This window comes from Thalassotalea euphylliae (assembly GCF_042682785.1).
Taxonomy (GTDB): Bacteria; Pseudomonadota; Gammaproteobacteria; order Enterobacterales; family Alteromonadaceae; genus Thalassotalea_F; species Thalassotalea_F euphylliae.
This window is the reverse complement of the sequence record NZ_JBHUIB010000001.1, coordinates 390326-408287: the sequence shown is the minus strand read 5'-3', so window position 1 is coordinate 408287 and position 17962 is coordinate 390326. Positions and strand designations below refer to the sequence as shown.

Sequence of the window (17962 nt, the reverse complement as noted above, 5' to 3'; positions counted from 1 at the left end):
GAGTTTCAAAAAGACAATTTATTGTTTACAGTTAATATCAGTCGGTTTTATTCCTGTTAAGAGTAGATTTGAAAGCAATCACTGAACCTATAAAGAAAGCGCTATATCTAAAGGCATTATGTTGCGTTTTGTTGATGTGTCTATTTTTTACTCATCAGGCTATTAGCCAAACGTTAAAAGTGGGGGTGACAGAATGGACAGGGTATACCAACACGGATGGCACTGGCGTTTATCTCTCTATGTTAAGGGATGCCTTCCCCGACTATGAATTAGAATTACAGTTCAATTCGTACACTCGAAATCTCCATCACTTTAACAGAGGTGATGTAGACATGGTTATTGGTGTTTTTAGAGAAGATGTTGAAAACGCGATGTTTCCAACGTGGTACCTTGACATCGAATACCCCGTTACCGTTTATTTTAAAAAAGCGTCTAGAAAAATTGAATCAACATCAGATTTAGAAGGGCTTGTCTTGGGGTGGTTACGTGGCTACGACTTTGATAGGTATATAGATGTTGCACACAAACCCTATTTGCTAAACTCAACACAAAGAGGGTTTAATCTAGCGTTAAAAGAACGCATTGATGCCTTCATTGACTACGAATACAACTTACCCCCTGCGATCGCTGATGAGCTTGATTCTTATGTGTTGTTGGCAAGTAGAAAAACCTATGTTGCTTTTAAAAACACACCGAGAAGTAAAAAGCTGATCAGAGCATATGATGCGCGAATGCAGGCATTGCGAAACAGTGGAAAAATAGAAGAATACTTTGGCGCTGAATACCCTCATACGCAATTTGCATATTTTAACCCCAGCAAACCACAAATCATCGTTAAGACACGTGATATAAATTTACTTAGAAAAAAGACGATAGATTCATCCGATTCTCTAGAGAGTACGGTTCTTAAAACAGTCTTGAGCCAGCTGCCTGACTTTGATGTTGAGGTAATAAAGTACGATACATTTGAGCAGGACAAAGCTGTTGCACAAGGGGAAGAGAATGTCTGCTTTGCTAACAAAGTAAAAACAGCAGAAAGGGTTCAACATTTTACTTTTAGTGAGCCGTTTACAATGTATCCAGGGCTGCGACTCTACCTAACAACTCCCTTAACGCTGGAGTCGTCTGAAAAATTGCATTTATTCGACTTTGTTGAACAGCAAAACGCTACGTTAGGGATAGTGCCAGGACAACATTATTCAGCAAGTCTTAATGACACGATAGCTAAACTGCCTAAAGCTGCTATCTATGAAACGACACCTGATGTTTTGACTCAGTTAGCGCAATTAAAAAAAGGGCTTTACGACGCTAAAATTGAGTACCCAGAAGTCATTGCTAAGCGTTGGCCCCTTATCTCAGACAAGCCTATTTTTAGCTATCCTTTGCAAGGCGCGTCAGCATTCACTTTAGGGCATCTAATGTGCACACCATCTGTATTAACGCAGAGCTTTATTGAGGCATTTAATCGACGTCTAGCATTGTTTAAAAATGCAAAAACGTTTAAGGCGATCCACAGGTTAGGTGCACAGGAGATAAGCGAAGACGAGTTTAATCATTTATTTAACAAAGCATACGGCATTGATGAAAACTGAACACAATAACAAAGGTCCTCTTTCAGGCATTAAAGTACTTGATTTAAGTCGCATATTAGCTGGGCCTTGGTCAACACAAGTTTTAGCTGATTACGGTGCGACGGTTTGGAAAATCGAACGACCAGAGCGAGGGGATGATACACGTCAGTGGGGGCCCCCATTTTTGAAAAATGCCGCAGGTGAAGATACTTCAGACTCAGCATATTACTTATCAGCCAATCGGGGTAAACAATCAATAACGGCTGATATAGCAAGCACTGAAGGACAAACGTTTATCAAAGCACTGGTGAAGGAAGCTGATATCGTTGTGGAGAACTTCAAAGTAGGTGGGCTAAAGCGATACGGCCTAGACTATGAATCGTTAAAAGCTGTTAATCCCAGCATTATTTATTGTTCAATTACAGGCTTCGGCCAAACAGGCCCATATGCTGAGCAAGCTGGCTATGATGCAATGATTCAAGCCATGGGGGGCTTGATGAGTATCACCGGTGAACAAGCCAATTTACCGGGGGGTGATCCACAACGTGTTGGTGTCGCAGTAGCAGATCTTATGACAGGCATGTATGCTGTTAGTGGTATTTTAGCTGCACTTCATCACCGAAATAATACGGGTGAAGGGCAACATATCGATATTGCATTACTCGATACTATGGTGGCATTTTTGGCGAATCAAGGTAGCAATTATTTGGTATCAGGTGAACCTCCTACTCGAATGGGAACCGCCCACCCCAATATTGTTCCTTATCAAGCATTCGCGGTTAAAGATGGGCATATTCTGCTCGCTGTTGGAAATGACAATCAATTTAAAAAATGTTGCGAAGTGATGGGGGTTGCAGAGCTAGCGGAAGATTCGTTATATGCAACCAATGCTAGTCGGGTTGAGCATCGTGAAAACTTAGTTTTGATTCTAAGTAATATTTTAAAGACAAAAGTGCTTGATGAATGGCTAACACTCTTTAATGACGCAAATGTACCTTGTGGCCCAATAAACACCCTAGACAGGGTGTTTGAAAATCCACAAGTGATACACAGAAACATGCAATTCTCGCTGTCACACCCCGAAGCAGGACAGGTTCCGTTAGTGGCAAATCCAGTAAACTTTTCTGTAACGAAAACAAAGTATCATCAGGCTCCTCCAACGTTAGGGCAGCATACGGAGGCGATAAAAACGTGGCTATCATCTAAAGATGAATAGTGCTTAATACCATTGTTTAATTTACTAATCCGTCTTTCTTCATTTGGCCAATAAAAGAGTCAATAAAAGGATCCATTAGGTTTCTAGGGTCACCAGCTTGCATCGCGCTAGACGCTGTGTTCCACAACAGCTCTTTCGTTTTTACTTCATAGATACTAGTGACTAAAAACAACTCTTTGTGTGAGGTAAAGTACGACGGCGTATGGCCAACTTCATGGAGTACACCATAGTAACGTCGGAATCCTCCATAGTAATCTTGGTACATTGGCTGAACACCATAGTAGGTGGTGCCTCGATGGAACATTTCAAAATCGTTCGAACCGACATAAACCGTCACAAGTACCGTATCCAAGTTATTTTCATTAGCAAATGCAATAACGTCTTCACTTTCGATTTTTTTCTTATCGATGAGATAGCTAGGCATAGCTCTGACACCTTGCGCTTTTAATTTTTCAACATAGCGATTTTCAAAGGTTTTTTGCCTGTCTTTGTTGTCAGATATTGCCACTACAAGTGTACCGCTAAGGTCTCGTTCTTTAATGTCAGGCGCTGCCCATGTTTGTTGAACTTCGGCGGTATTACTGCAAGCCGTGATAAAGAAAATGGCTACTAACGTGATAAATCTCATTTGTTAACTCTTTATTAGTGCGTGCATGTTCAATATAGCAGGTGGACTGAATCGGTGTTAAACACTCGATGAATTTGTTTCGTATACTAAAAGTGAAATGCACTGCAATGGGGTTTTTATGCCGAGCAGCGGACACGGTAAGTTTTCAATTTGGCTTAGTGATAATGTTATACACTCCTATGTGCGAGGTGAGTGGTCAGCAGATACTGCTAATAGGTATTCTGAAGCTATCCATGAAGCGGCCAGTAAATTGCCGAGAAAACATTGGGGACATATGGTGTACTTACAGCAATGGCGATTAGGTACCCCTGATATAGAACCTATCATCACTGAGCTGGTGACATGGTGTTTAGCGAATGGCCTAACCAAAGCAGCGCATGTATATCACCCTGATATGCTAAAAGACTATCAAATCAATAAGATGGTGATATCAAAGCAAGGGGAGTTCGAAAAACGAGAATTTGCCAAGGAAAGTGACGCAATAGCATGGCTATCGTCGTTTGCATTTAACGTTGAGCCAGCACACTAGCGCGCAGTGAACTTACAGCTTATGATGCGCTCTTTAAGGCTCAAACCATAGGCGTGTTCTGTCGTCACGTTTGATACACCTGTCACCGTTTTCCTATCAATACCTGAACTATGTAAAGGTCAAAACGTCAATCAGCCGATATCAATGGTAGCGGTCATAAATAGCACGGCATAACCACTGACGATAACGTTGTCGTTGTTGATTTCACAGTAAAGCGTGCCACCGCGTTTGGATGCTTGATAGGCGGTAAGCGATGTTTTATTCAATTGCGCTGCCCAATATGGCGCTAAGCCAGCATGGATAGAACCTGTCACTGGATCTTCATCGCCACCGTTAGCGGGCCAGAAGTAACGAGAGACAAAATCAACAGCGCTGCTTTTGGCAGCAGGGGCTGTAACAACGACATCTAGCGGAGCAAGCTGTGTTAAAGCCTGGGTGTCATAAGTTAGTCGCTTTACATCAGCTTCATCATCATAGATAGCAAAATATGCTTGCTCACTGCGTAGTACTTTACGCGGTGAAATTGATAAGCCGTCATACAAGGCCTTCGGAACTTCATTGACCGTTAGTGCCCTTCTTATTGGAAAGGTCATTGAGATTAACCCTGAAGGTTGTTGAATTACCGTCAGTTCTCCAACTTGTTGGGTGCTAAATTCAATTGTCGATAAATTAGGAGTAAGTGAATACAGCACTTTAGATGAGGCTAACGTGGCATGACCGCAGAAATCTATTTCTGCTAATGGAGAAAACCAGCGAATAGCAAATCGATTCTCACCTAATGGCTTTACATAGGCAGTTTCTGACAAGTTGTTTTCAGTAGCAATTGAGAGCATAAGTTGATCATCAAGCCATTCGTCTAACACAATAACAGCCGCAGGGTTGCCACTAAAAAGTTTATTGGTAAAGGCGTCAACCTGGTACATCGTCATTTGGGGCATATTGATCTCGTTAGTGCTTTTATAAAGGTTAAGGTAAACTTAGCAGCAAATTAGCTAGTTCAATCTTTTATGTCTGAGTCGTTCGAATATAACAACCAATATACCCTAGATAAAGCCTACTTAACTGAGTGTTTTGAAGCGTCTGTCAAGCCCTTACCAATGATGCAAGCGTATAAAAAAGCACTGTTTTTTGTCGTCATCGGCATGGCATTACTGATGTTTACGCAAGTTGATAAGTATCTTTCCAGCTTTATAGTGGTGTTAGGTGTTATTGAAGCGCTCAGTGTTAAGTATCAGCGAGCTTGGTGGGTCACGCGTCAGCTATGGGGAAAGAGCGGTAACAGCGATGTAGGATTGACGATGAACAGTGAAGGCATTGTTATCAAATCAACGTATGTTGAACAGCACTTTAAGTGGCCGAATATTAGCGATATTGAGGAAACGCAAACCGGATATTTGTTTATTGTCTTGAATCAAAAGCACTACCTGTCGAAAAGTGTATTGTCGAGCGAGGCAATTGACTATATGCTTAGCCAAATTCATGCAGACAAATAGCTTTTAGTTCAGGTTGTTGTTTTGTCTAAACCTAGTGTGCTACTCACGCCAAAATTTTTCCTTCCTTTCCTAATTGCTTGGAGTGTATTACTCGTTTTTTCGGGTATGCCCTTTGGTCAATATATGGACTATGGGCTGTTCAGTTTGCTCGGTGTACTTGGGGCAATATTTGCCAATTCAACGGGCGCCGGCGGCGGGGTAATTTTTATTCCAATGTTTAATCAACTAGCGTTTACTGAGGCACAAGCCATAGCGACAAGTTTCGGTATTCAGTGTTTTGGTATGACGGCTGGTGCCATCACCTGGTATCAACATTATCGGCAGGAAAAGCGAGATCTCACACTATGGCATGGCTTCAATCGAATAATCCTTGTCAGTACGCTTGCTTCGATTGCTGGTATTTGGGTGATTTATGGCTATGACGTCGCGTCTCCAGCGAGTTTACACCAGAGTTTTAGCTGGTTCTCTTTGCTACTGGGCGCATTTATTGTGTGTTCCGTCTATTTTATCAAACCGAAACGTGAATCAAGTAAGCTGGTGTGGTTTGATTATATTGCAATCGTGCTTATTTGTTTGGCTGGTGGAGCCATAACGGCATGGTTGTCAGTTGGTGTAGGCGAGTTACTTGCCATTTATCTGATTTTACGACGATTTGACGTCACGATGGCAGTAGCGGCAGCTGTTGTAGTATCAGCGCTAACGGTTTGGTCTGCTATTTGGCAACATACGCTTGTGGATTTTAATGTGTACTGGCAGGTTGTTGTGTTTGCGGGTCCAGGCGCGGTGCTTGGCGGTATTATCGCTAAGTCACTAGTAACGTATTTATCGGCACGGCGATTAAAGTTATTTTTCGCCTTTTGGTTGCTTGTGATAGGTACCGCAGGGATTTAATTCGTTACATATTTTAAATGAGAATTATTCTCAAAAACTTGACAGTGTAATGGATGTTATTTACTCTTTGCGCCATTGCCACCCTAGGTAAAAATAATAATTGAATAAAGGCTTGTCATGATTAAAAAATTAATAGGCTTATCAGCATTAATTGCGACTTCATTCACAGCTATTGCTGCTGAAGTTAATGTGTACTCTTACCGTCAGCCGTTTCTTGTTGAACCGCTTTTTAACGAATTTACTAAGGCTTCTGGCGTTAAGGTTAACGTTGTCTTTGCTAAAAAAGGTATGGCTGAACGTTTGCAACGTGAAGGTGAGTTAAGCCCTGCGGATGTATTGCTAACAACAGACATTAGTCGACTTATTGAATTACAAGAGAAAGGTTTATTACAGCCAATTTCTTCAAACACCCTAGAAGAGGCAATTCCTGCACAGTATCAAGCTGATGATAATACATGGTTTGGTTTAACCACTCGAGTTCGTAATGTATATACGGCAAAACGTTTGGGTGACGTTGCAATTAACTATGAAGACTTAGCAGACCCTAAATACAAAGGCAAAATCTGTACGCGTAGCGGTAAGCACCCTTACAATGTTGCGCTTGTCTCTTCAATGATTGCAGCGCATGGTGAAGCAGAAACGTTAAAGTGGCTAGAAGGTGTAAAAGCAAACCTTGCTCGTAAGCCTCAAGGAAATGACCGTGGTCAAGTACAAGCAATCCACCAAGGTCTGTGTGATGTGTCTTTAGGTAATAGCTACTACTTCGGAAAAATGATTAACGATGAGAAGCAAAAAGTCTGGGCTGACGCTGTTAACATTAATTTCCCTAATCAAGAAAACCGTGGTGCCCATGTCAATATCTCAGGCGTAGCCATGGCAAAACACGCACCGAATGCGGAATCAGCAAAAGCATTAATTGAATTCTTAGCCTCAGAGCAAGCACAGCAAATGTACGCTGAAACGAATATGGAATACCCTGTTCGAGAAGGTGTAAAGCGCTCTGAATTAGTCGCTTCTTGGGGGGATTTCAAGTCTGATAACTTACCATTAGAAACGATAGCTAAGCACCGTAAGGCGGCATTAAAACTGCTTGATCAAGCTAAATTTGACTTGTGATATTCGGCCAATCTAACAAAATTTGGCAATCCACTTCGTGGATAGTTGCACTGGCGCTTCTAGCGCCAGTGCTCGTTATGCTAGGTGCCAGCCTTGGCAGTTCTGGCGACTTATTTTCTCACCTTTGGCAAACCGTTTTACCTACCTATATTGCGAATACATTTTGGTTAAGTGTTTGGGTTGTATTGCTATCACTATGCTTTGGCGTACCAGCAGCACTGCTTGTTAGCCAGACCAATCTTTGGTCTCAAAAAGTACTTCGCTGGGCATTGCTTTTACCATTAGCAATGCCGGCGTATTTAGTCGCTTATCTCTACACTGACTTATTTGATTACGCAGGGCCCGTGCAACGCACATTACGTGCATGGTTTGGCTGGGAAAGTGCTCGTGACTATTGGTTTTTTGATCTTCGCACACTTGGTGGTGCAGCTTTTGTGCTTGCGTTGGTACTTTTTCCCTATGTCTATATGCTCACTCGAACTGCACTAGAACAGCAAGACAAACATTTGCTTCGGGCAGGTCGCTCGCTCGGGCTGAGCGTTAAACAAACATTGTGGAAAATCGCCTTACCTCTTGCTCGCCCAGCCATTATGGTTGCGGCCAGTTTAGTGATGATGGAAACGATAGCGGACTTTGCTACCGTTCAATATTTTGCGGTTAATACATTAACTACTGCAATATATGATACTTGGCTTGGTTATGGCGATATGGCAGCTGCAAATGCACTAGCGAGCGTTTTATTGTTGTTTGTCTTGTTCGCCGTTGTGGCTGAGCAAAGAAGCCGTGCAGGCCAAAGGCATCAATCAGGCAGACCTAACACGTCCCCAGACGTCTATGCGCTCTCAGTATCACAGCAAGTCGTGGCCAATTTATTTTGCTGGACATTGGTGTTATTAGGGTTTGGCCTACCATTTTTCCTGCTTATACAAATGGCTGTCGACTATGCTGACCTCAGCCAGCTAGGTGCCCTTGCGGAGATTGGTTTACTGACACTTGAAGTGTCGGCGATTGCTGCGACAGTTGCGGTGCTCGTATCGTTAACTCTAGCATTATTTCAGCGTTTTTATCCTCGAAAGACAAACAACTTGCCAGTTCAGATTTCTGGTTTCGGATATGCCGTGCCCGGTACCGTACTTGCCATGGCGTTAATGGCTACGTTCGGGCCTCTAGATCATTGGATTAATGATGCCGCGGTAGCATTTGAGCTGTCAAAGCCAGGATTAGTGCTATCCGGTACGTCTTTTGCCATCATTTTCGCGTTTGTGGTGAGATTTGCTGCTATTTCAAACGGCACTGTCACTGCTGGAATAGCTAAAATCCCACATTCTGTTGATAAGGCACCGGCAAGTCTAGGTGCAGGGCTGTTACACACATTACGTCGGGTGCATATTCCATTACTCAAAAACTCAATCATAGTTGCCTGGTTACTCGTGTTTGTAGAGGCGATGAAAGAGTTACCGGCGGTATTATTATTACGCCCGTTTAATTTTGAAACATTGAGTACATTTATTTATCAGTTGATCTCCGATGAACAACTAGAGCAAGGTGCCATTGGTGCAATTTTTATTGTGTTATTTGGCTTGATTCCCATTATTTGGTTAAACAAAGATAAACAGTAACGTAGCTCCATAGCCAACGGTATGGCGCTAAGGTAAACTTCAGCTGTTTTTATTAAGAAGAGAAAGTGTGTGACGCAAGTATTATCGGTTAAGCAAGTTAACGTGGTTTTAGACAAGCAAGCCATTTTGCAAGACATTACGTTCTCTCTCAATAAAGGTGAAATTCTTGGCTTAGTTGGCCCTAGTGGGTGTGGTAAAACAACCTTACTTAATACGCTTGCGGGCTTTATCTATCAGCAGGCAGGGAGTATTACGTTAGCAGGTATGCCCGCTATTGATAATGAGAATACACTAGCACCAGAAAAGCGTCAGATCGGTATGATCTTTCAGGACTATGCATTATTCCCTCATCTTACGGTGCAACAAAATATTGCGTTTGGCATTACCCAAATGCCTAAAGATCAACAACAGTCTCGGGTAAAGCAACTCATTGAATTACTGAAGCTTGAAGGCTTGGCAGATCGCTTCCCACATCAATTATCTGGTGGACAACAGCAACGTGTTGCTATAGCACGAGCCATGGCGCCTCAGCCTAAATTACTTCTGCTTGATGAACCTTTTTCAAATATTGATGCGCGATTGCGTCAAGAATTGATGTTGGAATTACGCCAATTGCTTAAGTCATTAAATATGACTGCAATTTTTGTGACGCATAACAAAGACGAAGTGTTTACTTTTGCCGACAAAATGGCGGTCATGGGGGAAAGAAGAATTCAGCAGTTTGGTGCGCCTGGTGAAATATGCCAACATCCTAATAGCTTTTTGGTGGCTGATTTTCTGCAACTGGGAAGCTGGTTACCTTGCACGATAGAAAATGATATTTTAGCAACTGGCTTAGGTTGTTTCCCATTCCCACAAGCACGTTGTGTTAATGCGGACATAAAGGGGAAAGGGCAAACATTGACGATGTTAGTCAAACCACAATTCTTATCGTTGGAAGTCGTTGATAAGGGAAACATGCAAGTGGTCAATAGCAGTGTGACTGAGCAAGGTTTTCATTATTTTTTAAGAAGTGTGAATGAAACTGACGAACTGTCTATTCATCAACTAAGCGTGTATAGCGATCAAATCATGAACTTAGGGCAACATGTAAACGTTTATGTTTCGCCACATGAGTTTGTCATTTTTCCAACCCAGTAGATGATGAACCTGCCTAAGATGACACTTTTCTCTTGAAGAGAGTGCTGTTTATATCCCCAGTAGTTCAAAAAACACCAAAAATCCCCACAAAAAGTTTATTTTATGGGACAGCGATCCACAAAACCCCACAGAATCATCAACTTCGCTCGATCGCCTAATTTTTCTGGTCTCTAGCCAGATCAAATTCGATAAACTTTCCTTGACATCGCTTTACTTAACTCTCTAAACTGTACAAATGTGGGAAAAAGTGGGAAATAGTGGATCTTGATGGAAATTCCATCACTAAATGAGATCACTAAACATAAAAAGCAAGGTCATGTTTAGAGGCACCAGCGCAATTACGCTAGACAGCAAGAATCGAATCACGATACCAACAAGGTATCGCGAGGAGCTTATTGCCGATTGTCAGGGCAAAATGGTGTGTACTGTCGACATTCAACATCCTTGTTTACTCCTTTATCCGCTTCCTGAATGGGAAGAAATCGAATTAAAACTGTGTGGGTTATCTTCAATGAATCCACAAGAGCGTCTGCTACAACAAGTACTTCTTGGCAATGCCTCCGATTGTGAGATGGACAAAGCTGGGCGCTTATTAATCAATGGCCCTTTATGCCAGCATGCATCGCTTGAAAAGAGCGTCATGTTGGTCGGCCAGCTAAAGAAATTTGAAATTTGGAGTGAATCGGCTTGGCAAGCACAAATGCAACAAGGCATTAGCAAGATCCAAGCAGGCGAAATCGAATTAACTGACCGATTACTTGATTTATCACTATAACAACAAATGCCAAAACAAAGTTCACACATTTCTGTATTGCTTGACGAGGCAATACAAGCACTAGCCATAGATCCAAGTGGCTGTTATATCGACTGTACCTTCGGTCGAGGTGGCCATTCGGGTCAAATTCTCTCTGCCCTTGCTGAAAACGGACAACTTGTTGCTATTGATCGTGATCCCACTGCGATTGAAGCGGCCAAAAAATTTGCCAATGACCCTCGTTTTTCTATTGAACACTTTGGCTTTGCTGAACTTGGCAATATTGCTGAGCGCCTTGAACTGATCGGCAAAGTTGATGGCATATTATTTGACCTTGGTGTGTCATCCCCACAACTTGATGAAGCTGAGCGTGGCTTTAGCTTTATGAATGATGGTCCACTAGATATGCGTATGGATACAACGCGCGGTGAGACTGCTGCGGAGTGGTTAGCGCGAGCCGATGTTGAAGATATTAGCTGGGTGTTAAAAACATTCGGTGAAGAAAAACACGCATGGCGAATAGCTAATGCGATTGTTGATACGCGTGAAGAAACGCCACTGACAAGAACCGGTCAGCTGGCTAAGTTAATTCAAACAACTGCGCCTCAGCGTGAAATCAAAAAACACCCAGCCACGCGCAGCTTCCAAGCGATTCGCATGTACATCAATTCTGAGTTAGATCAAATTGAAAAAGCATTAGCAGCGTCGCTCGAAGTTTTAAAACCTGGTGGGCGTTTAGTGGTGATCAGTTTCCATTCGTTGGAAGACAGGTTAGTGAAGCAGTTTATGCGTAAGCACTCTCAAGGTAAGCAAGTGCCAAGAGGCTTACCAGTAAGCGAAGCAGAATTACAAAAAGGAAAAAAACTGTCATTAGTTGGTCGTAAAACGAAACCAAGTAAAGACGAAATTGAACGTAACGTCCGCTCAAGAAGTTCGGTGTTACGTGTTGCGGAACGATTGGCTGACAGCTAATGGCAAAAAATGCCGCGCTAGTGGTGGATATATTCCACGATATTCAGCAGCACATTTTTACCTATGTGTTACTAGCAGCGGTGGTAGCGTCAGCATTTGCGGTGATTTATTTCACCCATGTAAATCGCCAAACAACGAGTGAGTTAGAAGTACTGCTTACTGAGCGAGACAAGCTCGATATTGAATGGCGAAATTTATTAATAGAACAAAACAGTTTGGCGGAGCACAGCTCAATTGAGCGAAGGGCAACACGGATGCTCGATATGAAACGCCCAGATGCGGAAACAGAAGTAGTAATCACATTACCATGACAAAAGCGGTGAAGAAACGACAAGGCAAGCAAAAGCCGACCACAGTTGCGTGGCGGTTTTATGTTGTGCTCGCTATCGTGCTGACCATCTATGGCAGCCTGATGGCTCGTGCCGCTTATATTCAAGTCATTGAACCTGACATGCTTAAAAAGCAGGGGGATATGCGCTCGCTTCGCACCGCTGCGAAAACAGTTCAGCGAGGCTCTATTCTCGATAGAAATGGTCGTGAATTGGCGGTAAGTGTACCAGTTGAAACTGTATGGGCTGACCCAAAAATCGTCATGGATAACAACGCGTTAGCGATGACGGAACATTGGCAAGCTTTAGCTGACGTGTTAGACCAAGACGTGAATAAGTTAACTGCACGCATTGTTCGTAATCCAAGTAAGCGTTTTGTTTACATAGAACGTCAAGTATCCCCCGTGATGGCTAACTACATTAAAGAGCTACGCATTCCTGGTGTGCACCTAAGAAAAGAGTCCAAACGTTTCTACCCATCTGGTGAAGTTAGTGCTCACTTAGTTGGTTTTACCAACGTTGACGATAAAGGTATTGAAGGAATTGAGCGTGTTTATGACAGCTTACTTACTGGTAAAGGTGGCCAGAAAAAGTTTCGTAAAGATGCTAAAGGTCGCAAAATTGAAATTCTATCTGTTGAAGAAGCAGAGCCGCCTAAAGACGTTCAGCTTAGCATTGATTCTCGCATCCAGACACTCGCCTATAAAGAACTAAAAGGGGCAGTTAAAGCATTCAAAGCAACCTCTGGCTCGGTCATCGTGGCGGACATTAAGACGGGTGAGATTTTGGCTATGGTAAATGCGCCGTCATTCAACCCAAATAACCGTAGTAATACCCCAGCAAATAAAATGCGTAACCGTGCAATTACGGACATGTTTGAGCCGGGTTCAACCATGAAACCATTGTCACTGTTAACTGCGATGGAGTTTGGTGTTGCCGATGCTGACACCATAGTCAATACCAACCCAGGCTGGATGCGATTGGGGGGCCGTCGAGTGAGTGACCCAATAAATCGCAAAGAATTGACGATGGAAGAAATCCTCATTCATTCATCGAATATGGGGACCGCGAAGTTAGTGCTGTCGATGCCTAAAGAATTCTTATTAGATAAGTTCTTTGAAGTAGGTTTTGGTGAAGAAACTGGCACAGGGCTAGTAGGTGAAACTAGCGGTATGATGCATGATCGCCAGCGTTGGTCGCAATTTGAATTAGCAACATTGTCTTTTGGTTATGCCTTAGCGATCAGTCCACTTCAATTAACACGTTTATATACCACTATTGCCAATGGCGGTACGAAAATTCCGTTAACGATTTTAAAAACAGAACAACGCCCCCAAGGCGAGCAAATTTTTTCAAGCAACATAACTGCTGATTTGCGTGACATGCTTGAAGGTGTTGTTGAAAAAGGTGCACCTAAAGCGAAAGTTGAAGGCTACCGCGTTGGCGGTAAAACGGGAACCAGCATTAAGGCAGTAGCAGGTGGCTATGGTAATGACTATGTCGGCTTGTTCGCTGGTATGGCGCCTATTGATGATCCTGAAGTCGTCGTTGTTGTCGTTATTAATGAGCCTGGTGGTGACTTATACCACGGTGGTGATGTCGCTGCGCCTGTATTTTCTCGTGTGATGAAAGGCACGATGCAAGTACTAAATGTAGCACCTAACAATGCACAAACCGTAAAAACAACACCTAAGCAAGGGGATGATAATGCCTAACCCTGCTTACAATATTAAAACAGCGCTTGATGCATTTGGAATCGAACTAGCGATTGACCTTCAAACAGGTCGATTAATTAATGATAGCCGCCAAGTTAGCACGGGCGATGTATTTTGCGCAGTTATTGGTTCGCAGGGCGATGGTCGTAAATTTATCGACCAGGCTATTTTATCGGGTGCTTCCCTAGTATTGGCGCAATGTCACCACAAGCAACAACATGGCAACACTATCACCCGAAAGTTAACGGATGATAGTGGTTGCGACATTGCCATTGAGATAGTCCAATTTTATCAACTTGATGAGTTGCTATTTGAATTTGCTTCTCAATATTACGCTGAGCCGCTTAGCCATTTGAAAGTTGTCGGTGTTACCGGGACTAACGGCAAAACCAGCACAACCCAATTTGTTGCGTCCATGCTAGAAACATTGGGTAGTAGTACCGCAGTTATTGGCACCACAGGTGCAGGCAAGATAAATAATCTAACACCGCTCAATAATACTACCCCTGGCGCGACTGAACTAAACCACCTATTAGCCGGTTTTGTTGAGCAGAATATTGAAAATGTCGCGATGGAAGTGTCTTCACACGCTTTGGAGCAAGGGCGTATTTCTGCCAAGCATATCGATGTGGCGGTGTTCACCAATCTTTCCCGTGATCATCTAGATTATCATCAAACCATGGAAGCATACGCTGAAGCCAAATTTGGTTTGTTTAGTCAGTGCGCTAATCAAGTCGCGGTCATCAATGGTGATGATGGTTATGGTCAACAATGGCTAGAAACGTTAACACAACCAACTATTGTCTTTGGAAAAACAGAAGTCGTTAAAGCTGCCAAACGTTTTGTATATGCAAGCAGTATCGCGCTAACCAATCAAGGTGTGAACTTTGATGTGGAGACAGAATCGGCTTCAGCGAGTGTTTCTTGTTCGCTTCTAGGCGAATTCAACGTAGATAACTTGCTGGCCGCGATAGGTGCATTATTAGCACTTGGCTACCCATTAGATGCCATTGTACCGACGGTGACAGATGTTTTACCTAGTATAGGCAGAATGGAGTCTTTCATAGCGAAAGGCAAAGCGCTAGCGGTTGTTGACTATGCGCACACACCTGATGCATTAGAAAATGCACTTAACTCATGCAGAAAACACTGCGAGGGCGAGCTTTGGGTGGTTTTTGGTTGCGGTGGCGACAGAGACAAAGGTAAACGTGCACAGATGGGCGAAGCTGCTGAGCGGTTTGCAGATCATGTTGTCATCACCAACGACAACCCTCGCTCAGAGGCACCTGAACTTATCGCTAATGATATTCTATCAGGTTGCGAGCACCCGGAACGTATTACTGTGATGCTTGATCGCAAGCAAGCAGTTGCCTCAACACTTGCTCATGCTAAGCCGAACGATATTGTCTTGCTAGCAGGTAAAGGGCACGAAAATACCATAACTATTGGCACTAACGTGATTGAATATTCAGAACGTGGCTTAGTGCAGTCAATCTATCAAACAGGAGAACGCGCGTGATTAGCTTAACTTTATCAGAGCTTGCCAACGCGGTTGCTGGCGAATTAATCGGTAAAGACCTAACCATTGATAGTTTGAGTACAGACAGTCGAACGTTAAAAGCAGGGGATGTATTCCTTGCGTTAAAAGGCCCTAATTTTGATGGCCATAAATTTATAGAACAAATCAAAGGGCAAGGCGCCGTAGCTGCGATTGTTGACCATAAAGTAGACAGTAACATTCCGCAGATTGTTGTTAAAGATACACGCTTAGCATTGGGGCAAGTTGGTGCTTTTGTTAAAGCACAGGTTGCGCCTAAAACGGTTGGCATTACAGGTAGCAGTGGTAAAACAACAGTGAAAGAAATGGTTGCCGCCATTCTCTCTCGGTTAGGAAATGTGCTGGCAACTGATGGTAACTTCAACAATGACATTGGTGTTCCGTTAACGCTCTTGAGGCTTAAGCCTGAACATGACTACGCTGTTATAGAAATGGGCGCCAATCACATTGGTGAAATTGCATATACCACTAATTTAGTTAAACCCGATGTAGCGATTATCAACAATATTGCTCCTGCTCACCTTGAAGGTTTTGGCGATTTAGCCGGCGTTGCTCGTGCAAAAGGTGAAATTTTCGAAGGTATCCCAGACGGCGGTACGGCGATTTATAACCAAGATACGCCATGGGCTCCAAAATGGCAGTGGCGTTTAACTGACAAGAAAGTACAAACCTTTTCTTGTACAAAAGAAGCTGATTGCTATAGCGAGGACGTGAATTTAGATGATAACGGCTGCGCTAACTTCCGCCTTAATACGCCTATAGGAAGTGCGTATATTCAGTTAACCGTGCCTGGTCGCCACAATGTTTGTAATGCCGTCGCCGCAGCCGCTATTGCGATTGAGTGTGGCGCTAGCCTAGATGATATAAAGCTTGGGCTTGTAGAGATGTCACCTGTTAAAGGTCGACTAAACCTCTATCAAATCGGCCAAGATTTTAAGCTGATTGACGATACTTACAATGCAAATGTTGAATCAATTAAAGCGGCAACAGAGCTATTAGCAGCTTACCCTGGTTATCGCGTTTTAGTCTTAGGCGATATGGCTGAGCTAGGCTCTGAAGCGCGCAGCTATCATCAAGAAGTCGGTGAGCATGCAAAAGCGCAAGGTGTAGATGCGTTATTTACTCTTGGTGTCCTGAGTCAAAGCACTGCAGATGCATTTGGTGAAATGGGTCAGCACTTTAGCTCTAAAGAGCAGTTACTGGCTTCATTATTTGAATCATTAACGGGTGAAGCAAGACAAATTTCAATTTTAGTAAAAGGCTCACGCAGTGCTCATATGGAGCATGTAGTGAGCGAAATTCGTGGTTGGCGACAGCGTCAACAGGATGAGGAGCACTCGTAATGTTGTATTGGTTAGGCGAGTACCTCACACAGTACTATTCAGGCTTTAACGTATTTTCGTACCTAACGTTTAGGGCGATTGTTAGTACTTTAACGGCGTTAATTGTGTCGTTGTATTTTGGGCCGAAGTTAATTCGTGCGCTACAACGTATGCAGATTGGTCAAACGGTGAGAGACGACGGCCCACAAAGCCATTTGTCTAAGTCAGGCACGCCTACCATGGGCGGTATTCTTATCTTAGGTGCGATTATATTTAGCGTACTGTTATGGGGCGATCTTACTAATGCCTACGTGTTAACTGTGCTTTTTGTTGTCGCAAGTTTTGGCATTATTGGATTTGTTGATGATTACCGTAAAGTTATCCGTAAAGACGCCAACGGGTTAATTGCTCGCTGGAAGTACTTTTGGCAGACCGTGATCGGTTTGAGTACGGCAATATTCTTGTACTGGTATGCACAAGATCCAGCAGAGACTGCATTGTTAATACCATTTTTAAAAAATGTGATGCCGCAGCTTGGGCTGCTTTATATTGCACTTGCTTACTTTGTCATTGTAGGTACGAGCAATGCAGTTAACTTAACCGATGGCTTAGATGGCCTAGCTATTGTGCCAACAATCATGGTGGCAGGCGCGTTTGCTGTATTTGCTTATGTGACCGGCAACGCAAACTTTTCTGAATACTTAAATATCCCTCATATTGCTATGACCAGTGAGCTTGTTGTGGTCTGTACCGCGATAATTGGTGCGGGTTTAGGTTTCTTGTGGTTCAACACATATCCGGCTCAAGTCTTCATGGGTGATGTTGGCTCACTCGCTTTAGGGGCTGCACTGGGAGTTATTGCGGTGCTTGTTCGTCAAGAACTCGTGCTGTTTATCATGGGCGGTGTGTTTGTAATGGAAACCTTATCAGTCATTCTCCAAGTAGGTTCTTACAAACTCCGTGGCGAACGTATATTTCGTATGGCGCCGATTCATCATCATTACGAATTAAAAGGCTGGCCTGAGCCACGTGTGATTGTCCGCTTTTGGATTATTTCATTGGTGTTGGTGTTGGTTGGTTTAGCAACGCTTAAGTTACGTTAATTAGGT

Annotated in this window: 17 protein-coding genes; 15 read left to right on the top strand and 2 right to left on the bottom strand. The window is 43.2% G+C overall.

Going from position 1 to position 17962, the window contains the following annotated elements:
* The first annotated feature begins 68 nt into the window (after nt 1-68).
* Together ACFSJY_RS01860 and ACFSJY_RS01855 are read left to right on the top strand one after the other, a co-directional pair.
* Nucleotides 69-1592 (top strand): substrate-binding periplasmic protein, encoded by a 1524-nt coding sequence (locus tag ACFSJY_RS01860; protein WP_386030508.1) that lies wholly within the window; start codon nt 69-71, stop codon nt 1590-1592.
* Nucleotides 1582-2787 carry a CaiB/BaiF CoA transferase family protein gene (locus tag ACFSJY_RS01855; RefSeq protein WP_386030506.1) on the top strand — a complete coding sequence of 402 codons (1206 nt, stop codon included), beginning with the start codon at nt 1582-1584 and terminating at the stop codon, nt 2785-2787. Before ACFSJY_RS01860 ends, ACFSJY_RS01855 begins: the two co-directional genes overlap by 11 nt.
* Before the next feature lie 16 nt (nt 2788-2803).
* Here the strand turns inward: ACFSJY_RS01855 and ACFSJY_RS01850 are convergent, their stop codons facing one another.
* Nucleotides 2804-3415 carry a hypothetical protein gene (locus ACFSJY_RS01850; RefSeq protein ID WP_386030505.1) on the bottom strand — a complete coding sequence of 204 codons (612 nt, stop codon included), beginning with the start codon at nt 3413-3415 and terminating at the stop codon, nt 2804-2806.
* Between the two features lie 118 nt (nt 3416-3533).
* Between ACFSJY_RS01850 and ACFSJY_RS01845 the strand changes: the two genes are divergently transcribed.
* Nucleotides 3534-3944 (top strand): hypothetical protein, encoded by a 411-nt coding sequence (locus ACFSJY_RS01845; RefSeq protein ID WP_386030503.1) that lies wholly within the window; start codon nt 3534-3536, stop codon nt 3942-3944.
* Nucleotides 3945-4075: 131 nt separating this feature from the next.
* On the opposite strand, the gene ACFSJY_RS01840 is transcribed toward ACFSJY_RS01845, so the two are convergent.
* Complete coding sequence (locus tag ACFSJY_RS01840) at nt 4076-4873, bottom strand: PhzF family phenazine biosynthesis protein (RefSeq protein WP_386032199.1); 798 nt, start codon at nt 4871-4873, stop codon at nt 4076-4078.
* Between the two features lie 78 nt (nt 4874-4951).
* Between ACFSJY_RS01840 and ACFSJY_RS01835 the strand changes: the two genes are divergently transcribed.
* From ACFSJY_RS01835 to mraY, 12 genes are all read left to right on the top strand, one after another.
* Complete coding sequence (locus tag ACFSJY_RS01835) at nt 4952-5437, top strand: YcxB family protein (RefSeq protein ID WP_386030501.1); 486 nt, start codon at nt 4952-4954, stop codon at nt 5435-5437.
* A gap of 21 nt (nt 5438-5458) precedes the next feature.
* The gene (locus ACFSJY_RS01830; RefSeq protein WP_386030499.1) at nt 5459-6328 is read left to right on the top strand and encodes a sulfite exporter TauE/SafE family protein; all 870 of its coding nucleotides are present in this window, start codon (nt 5459-5461) and stop codon (nt 6326-6328) included.
* 117 nt (nt 6329-6445) lie between these two features.
* Nucleotides 6446-7444, top strand: a complete 999-nt coding sequence (locus ACFSJY_RS01825) for a Fe(3+) ABC transporter substrate-binding protein (protein WP_386030497.1) — start codon at nt 6446-6448, stop codon at nt 7442-7444.
* A gap of 77 nt (nt 7445-7521) precedes the next feature.
* Nucleotides 7522-9063, top strand: coding sequence for an ABC transporter permease (locus tag ACFSJY_RS01820; RefSeq protein ID WP_386030495.1), 1542 nt, complete (start codon nt 7522-7524; stop codon nt 9061-9063).
* Nucleotides 9064-9132: 69 nt separating this feature from the next.
* Nucleotides 9133-10203: an ABC transporter ATP-binding protein gene (locus tag ACFSJY_RS01815; RefSeq protein ID WP_386030493.1), complete on the top strand. Its 1071-nt coding sequence runs from the start codon at nt 9133-9135 to the stop codon at nt 10201-10203.
* A gap of 316 nt (nt 10204-10519) precedes the next feature.
* Nucleotides 10520-10978, top strand: a complete 459-nt coding sequence (gene mraZ, locus ACFSJY_RS01810; protein ID WP_386030491.1) for a division/cell wall cluster transcriptional repressor MraZ — start codon at nt 10520-10522, stop codon at nt 10976-10978.
* A 6-nt stretch (nt 10979-10984) separates the two neighbouring features.
* Nucleotides 10985-11929 (top strand): 16S rRNA (cytosine(1402)-N(4))-methyltransferase RsmH, encoded by a 945-nt coding sequence (rsmH, locus tag ACFSJY_RS01805; RefSeq protein WP_386030489.1) that lies wholly within the window; start codon nt 10985-10987, stop codon nt 11927-11929.
* The gene (ftsL, locus tag ACFSJY_RS01800; RefSeq protein ID WP_386030487.1) at nt 11929-12240 is read left to right on the top strand and encodes a cell division protein FtsL; all 312 of its coding nucleotides are present in this window, start codon (nt 11929-11931) and stop codon (nt 12238-12240) included. The genes rsmH and ftsL overlap by 1 nt, the downstream gene beginning before the upstream one ends.
* Entirely contained in the window at nt 12237-13973 is a 1737-nt protein-coding gene (locus tag ACFSJY_RS01795) for a peptidoglycan D,D-transpeptidase FtsI family protein (RefSeq protein ID WP_386030485.1), read from the top strand. Before ftsL ends, ACFSJY_RS01795 begins: the two co-directional genes overlap by 4 nt.
* The gene (locus tag ACFSJY_RS01790; RefSeq protein WP_386030483.1) at nt 13966-15492 is read left to right on the top strand and encodes a UDP-N-acetylmuramoyl-L-alanyl-D-glutamate--2,6-diaminopimelate ligase; all 1527 of its coding nucleotides are present in this window, start codon (nt 13966-13968) and stop codon (nt 15490-15492) included. Before ACFSJY_RS01795 ends, ACFSJY_RS01790 begins: the two co-directional genes overlap by 8 nt.
* A complete protein-coding gene (gene murF, locus ACFSJY_RS01785; protein WP_386030481.1) occupies nt 15489-16874 on the top strand; it encodes a UDP-N-acetylmuramoyl-tripeptide--D-alanyl-D-alanine ligase in 1386 nt (461 codons plus the stop codon). The genes ACFSJY_RS01790 and murF overlap by 4 nt, the downstream gene beginning before the upstream one ends.
* Nucleotides 16874-17956, top strand: coding sequence for a phospho-N-acetylmuramoyl-pentapeptide-transferase (gene mraY, locus ACFSJY_RS01780; protein WP_386030479.1), 1083 nt, complete (start codon nt 16874-16876; stop codon nt 17954-17956). The genes murF and mraY overlap by 1 nt, the downstream gene beginning before the upstream one ends.
* The last annotated feature ends 6 nt before the right edge of the window (nt 17957-17962 follow it).

What these genes read in the sequence shown, in the direction of transcription:
- rsmH (WP_386030489.1), top strand. Translation starts at nt 10,985, where the DNA reads ATGCCAAAACAAAGTTCACACATTTCTGTATTGCTTGACGAGGCAATA.
- ACFSJY_RS01825 (WP_386030497.1), top strand. Translation starts at nt 6,446, where the DNA reads ATGATTAAAAAATTAATAGGCTTATCAGCATTAATTGCGACTTCATTC.
- mraZ (WP_386030491.1), top strand. Translation starts at nt 10,520, where the DNA reads ATGTTTAGAGGCACCAGCGCAATTACGCTAGACAGCAAGAATCGAATC.
- ACFSJY_RS01840 (WP_386032199.1), bottom strand. Translation starts at nt 4,873, where the DNA reads ATGACGATGTACCAGGTTGACGCCTTTACCAATAAACTTTTTAGTGGC.
- ACFSJY_RS01835 (WP_386030501.1), top strand. Translation starts at nt 4,952, where the DNA reads ATGTCTGAGTCGTTCGAATATAACAACCAATATACCCTAGATAAAGCC.
- ACFSJY_RS01790 (WP_386030483.1), top strand. Translation starts at nt 13,966, where the DNA reads ATGCCTAACCCTGCTTACAATATTAAAACAGCGCTTGATGCATTTGGA.
- ACFSJY_RS01845 (WP_386030503.1), top strand. Translation starts at nt 3,534, where the DNA reads ATGCCGAGCAGCGGACACGGTAAGTTTTCAATTTGGCTTAGTGATAAT.
- mraY (WP_386030479.1), top strand. Translation starts at nt 16,874, where the DNA reads ATGTTGTATTGGTTAGGCGAGTACCTCACACAGTACTATTCAGGCTTT.
- ACFSJY_RS01850 (WP_386030505.1), bottom strand. Translation starts at nt 3,415, where the DNA reads ATGAGATTTATCACGTTAGTAGCCATTTTCTTTATCACGGCTTGCAGT.
- ftsL (WP_386030487.1), top strand. Translation starts at nt 11,929, where the DNA reads ATGGCAAAAAATGCCGCGCTAGTGGTGGATATATTCCACGATATTCAG.
- ACFSJY_RS01855 (WP_386030506.1), top strand. Translation starts at nt 1,582, where the DNA reads ATGAAAACTGAACACAATAACAAAGGTCCTCTTTCAGGCATTAAAGTA.
- ACFSJY_RS01820 (WP_386030495.1), top strand. Translation starts at nt 7,522, where the DNA reads ATGCTAGGTGCCAGCCTTGGCAGTTCTGGCGACTTATTTTCTCACCTT.
- ACFSJY_RS01795 (WP_386030485.1), top strand. Translation starts at nt 12,237, where the DNA reads ATGACAAAAGCGGTGAAGAAACGACAAGGCAAGCAAAAGCCGACCACA.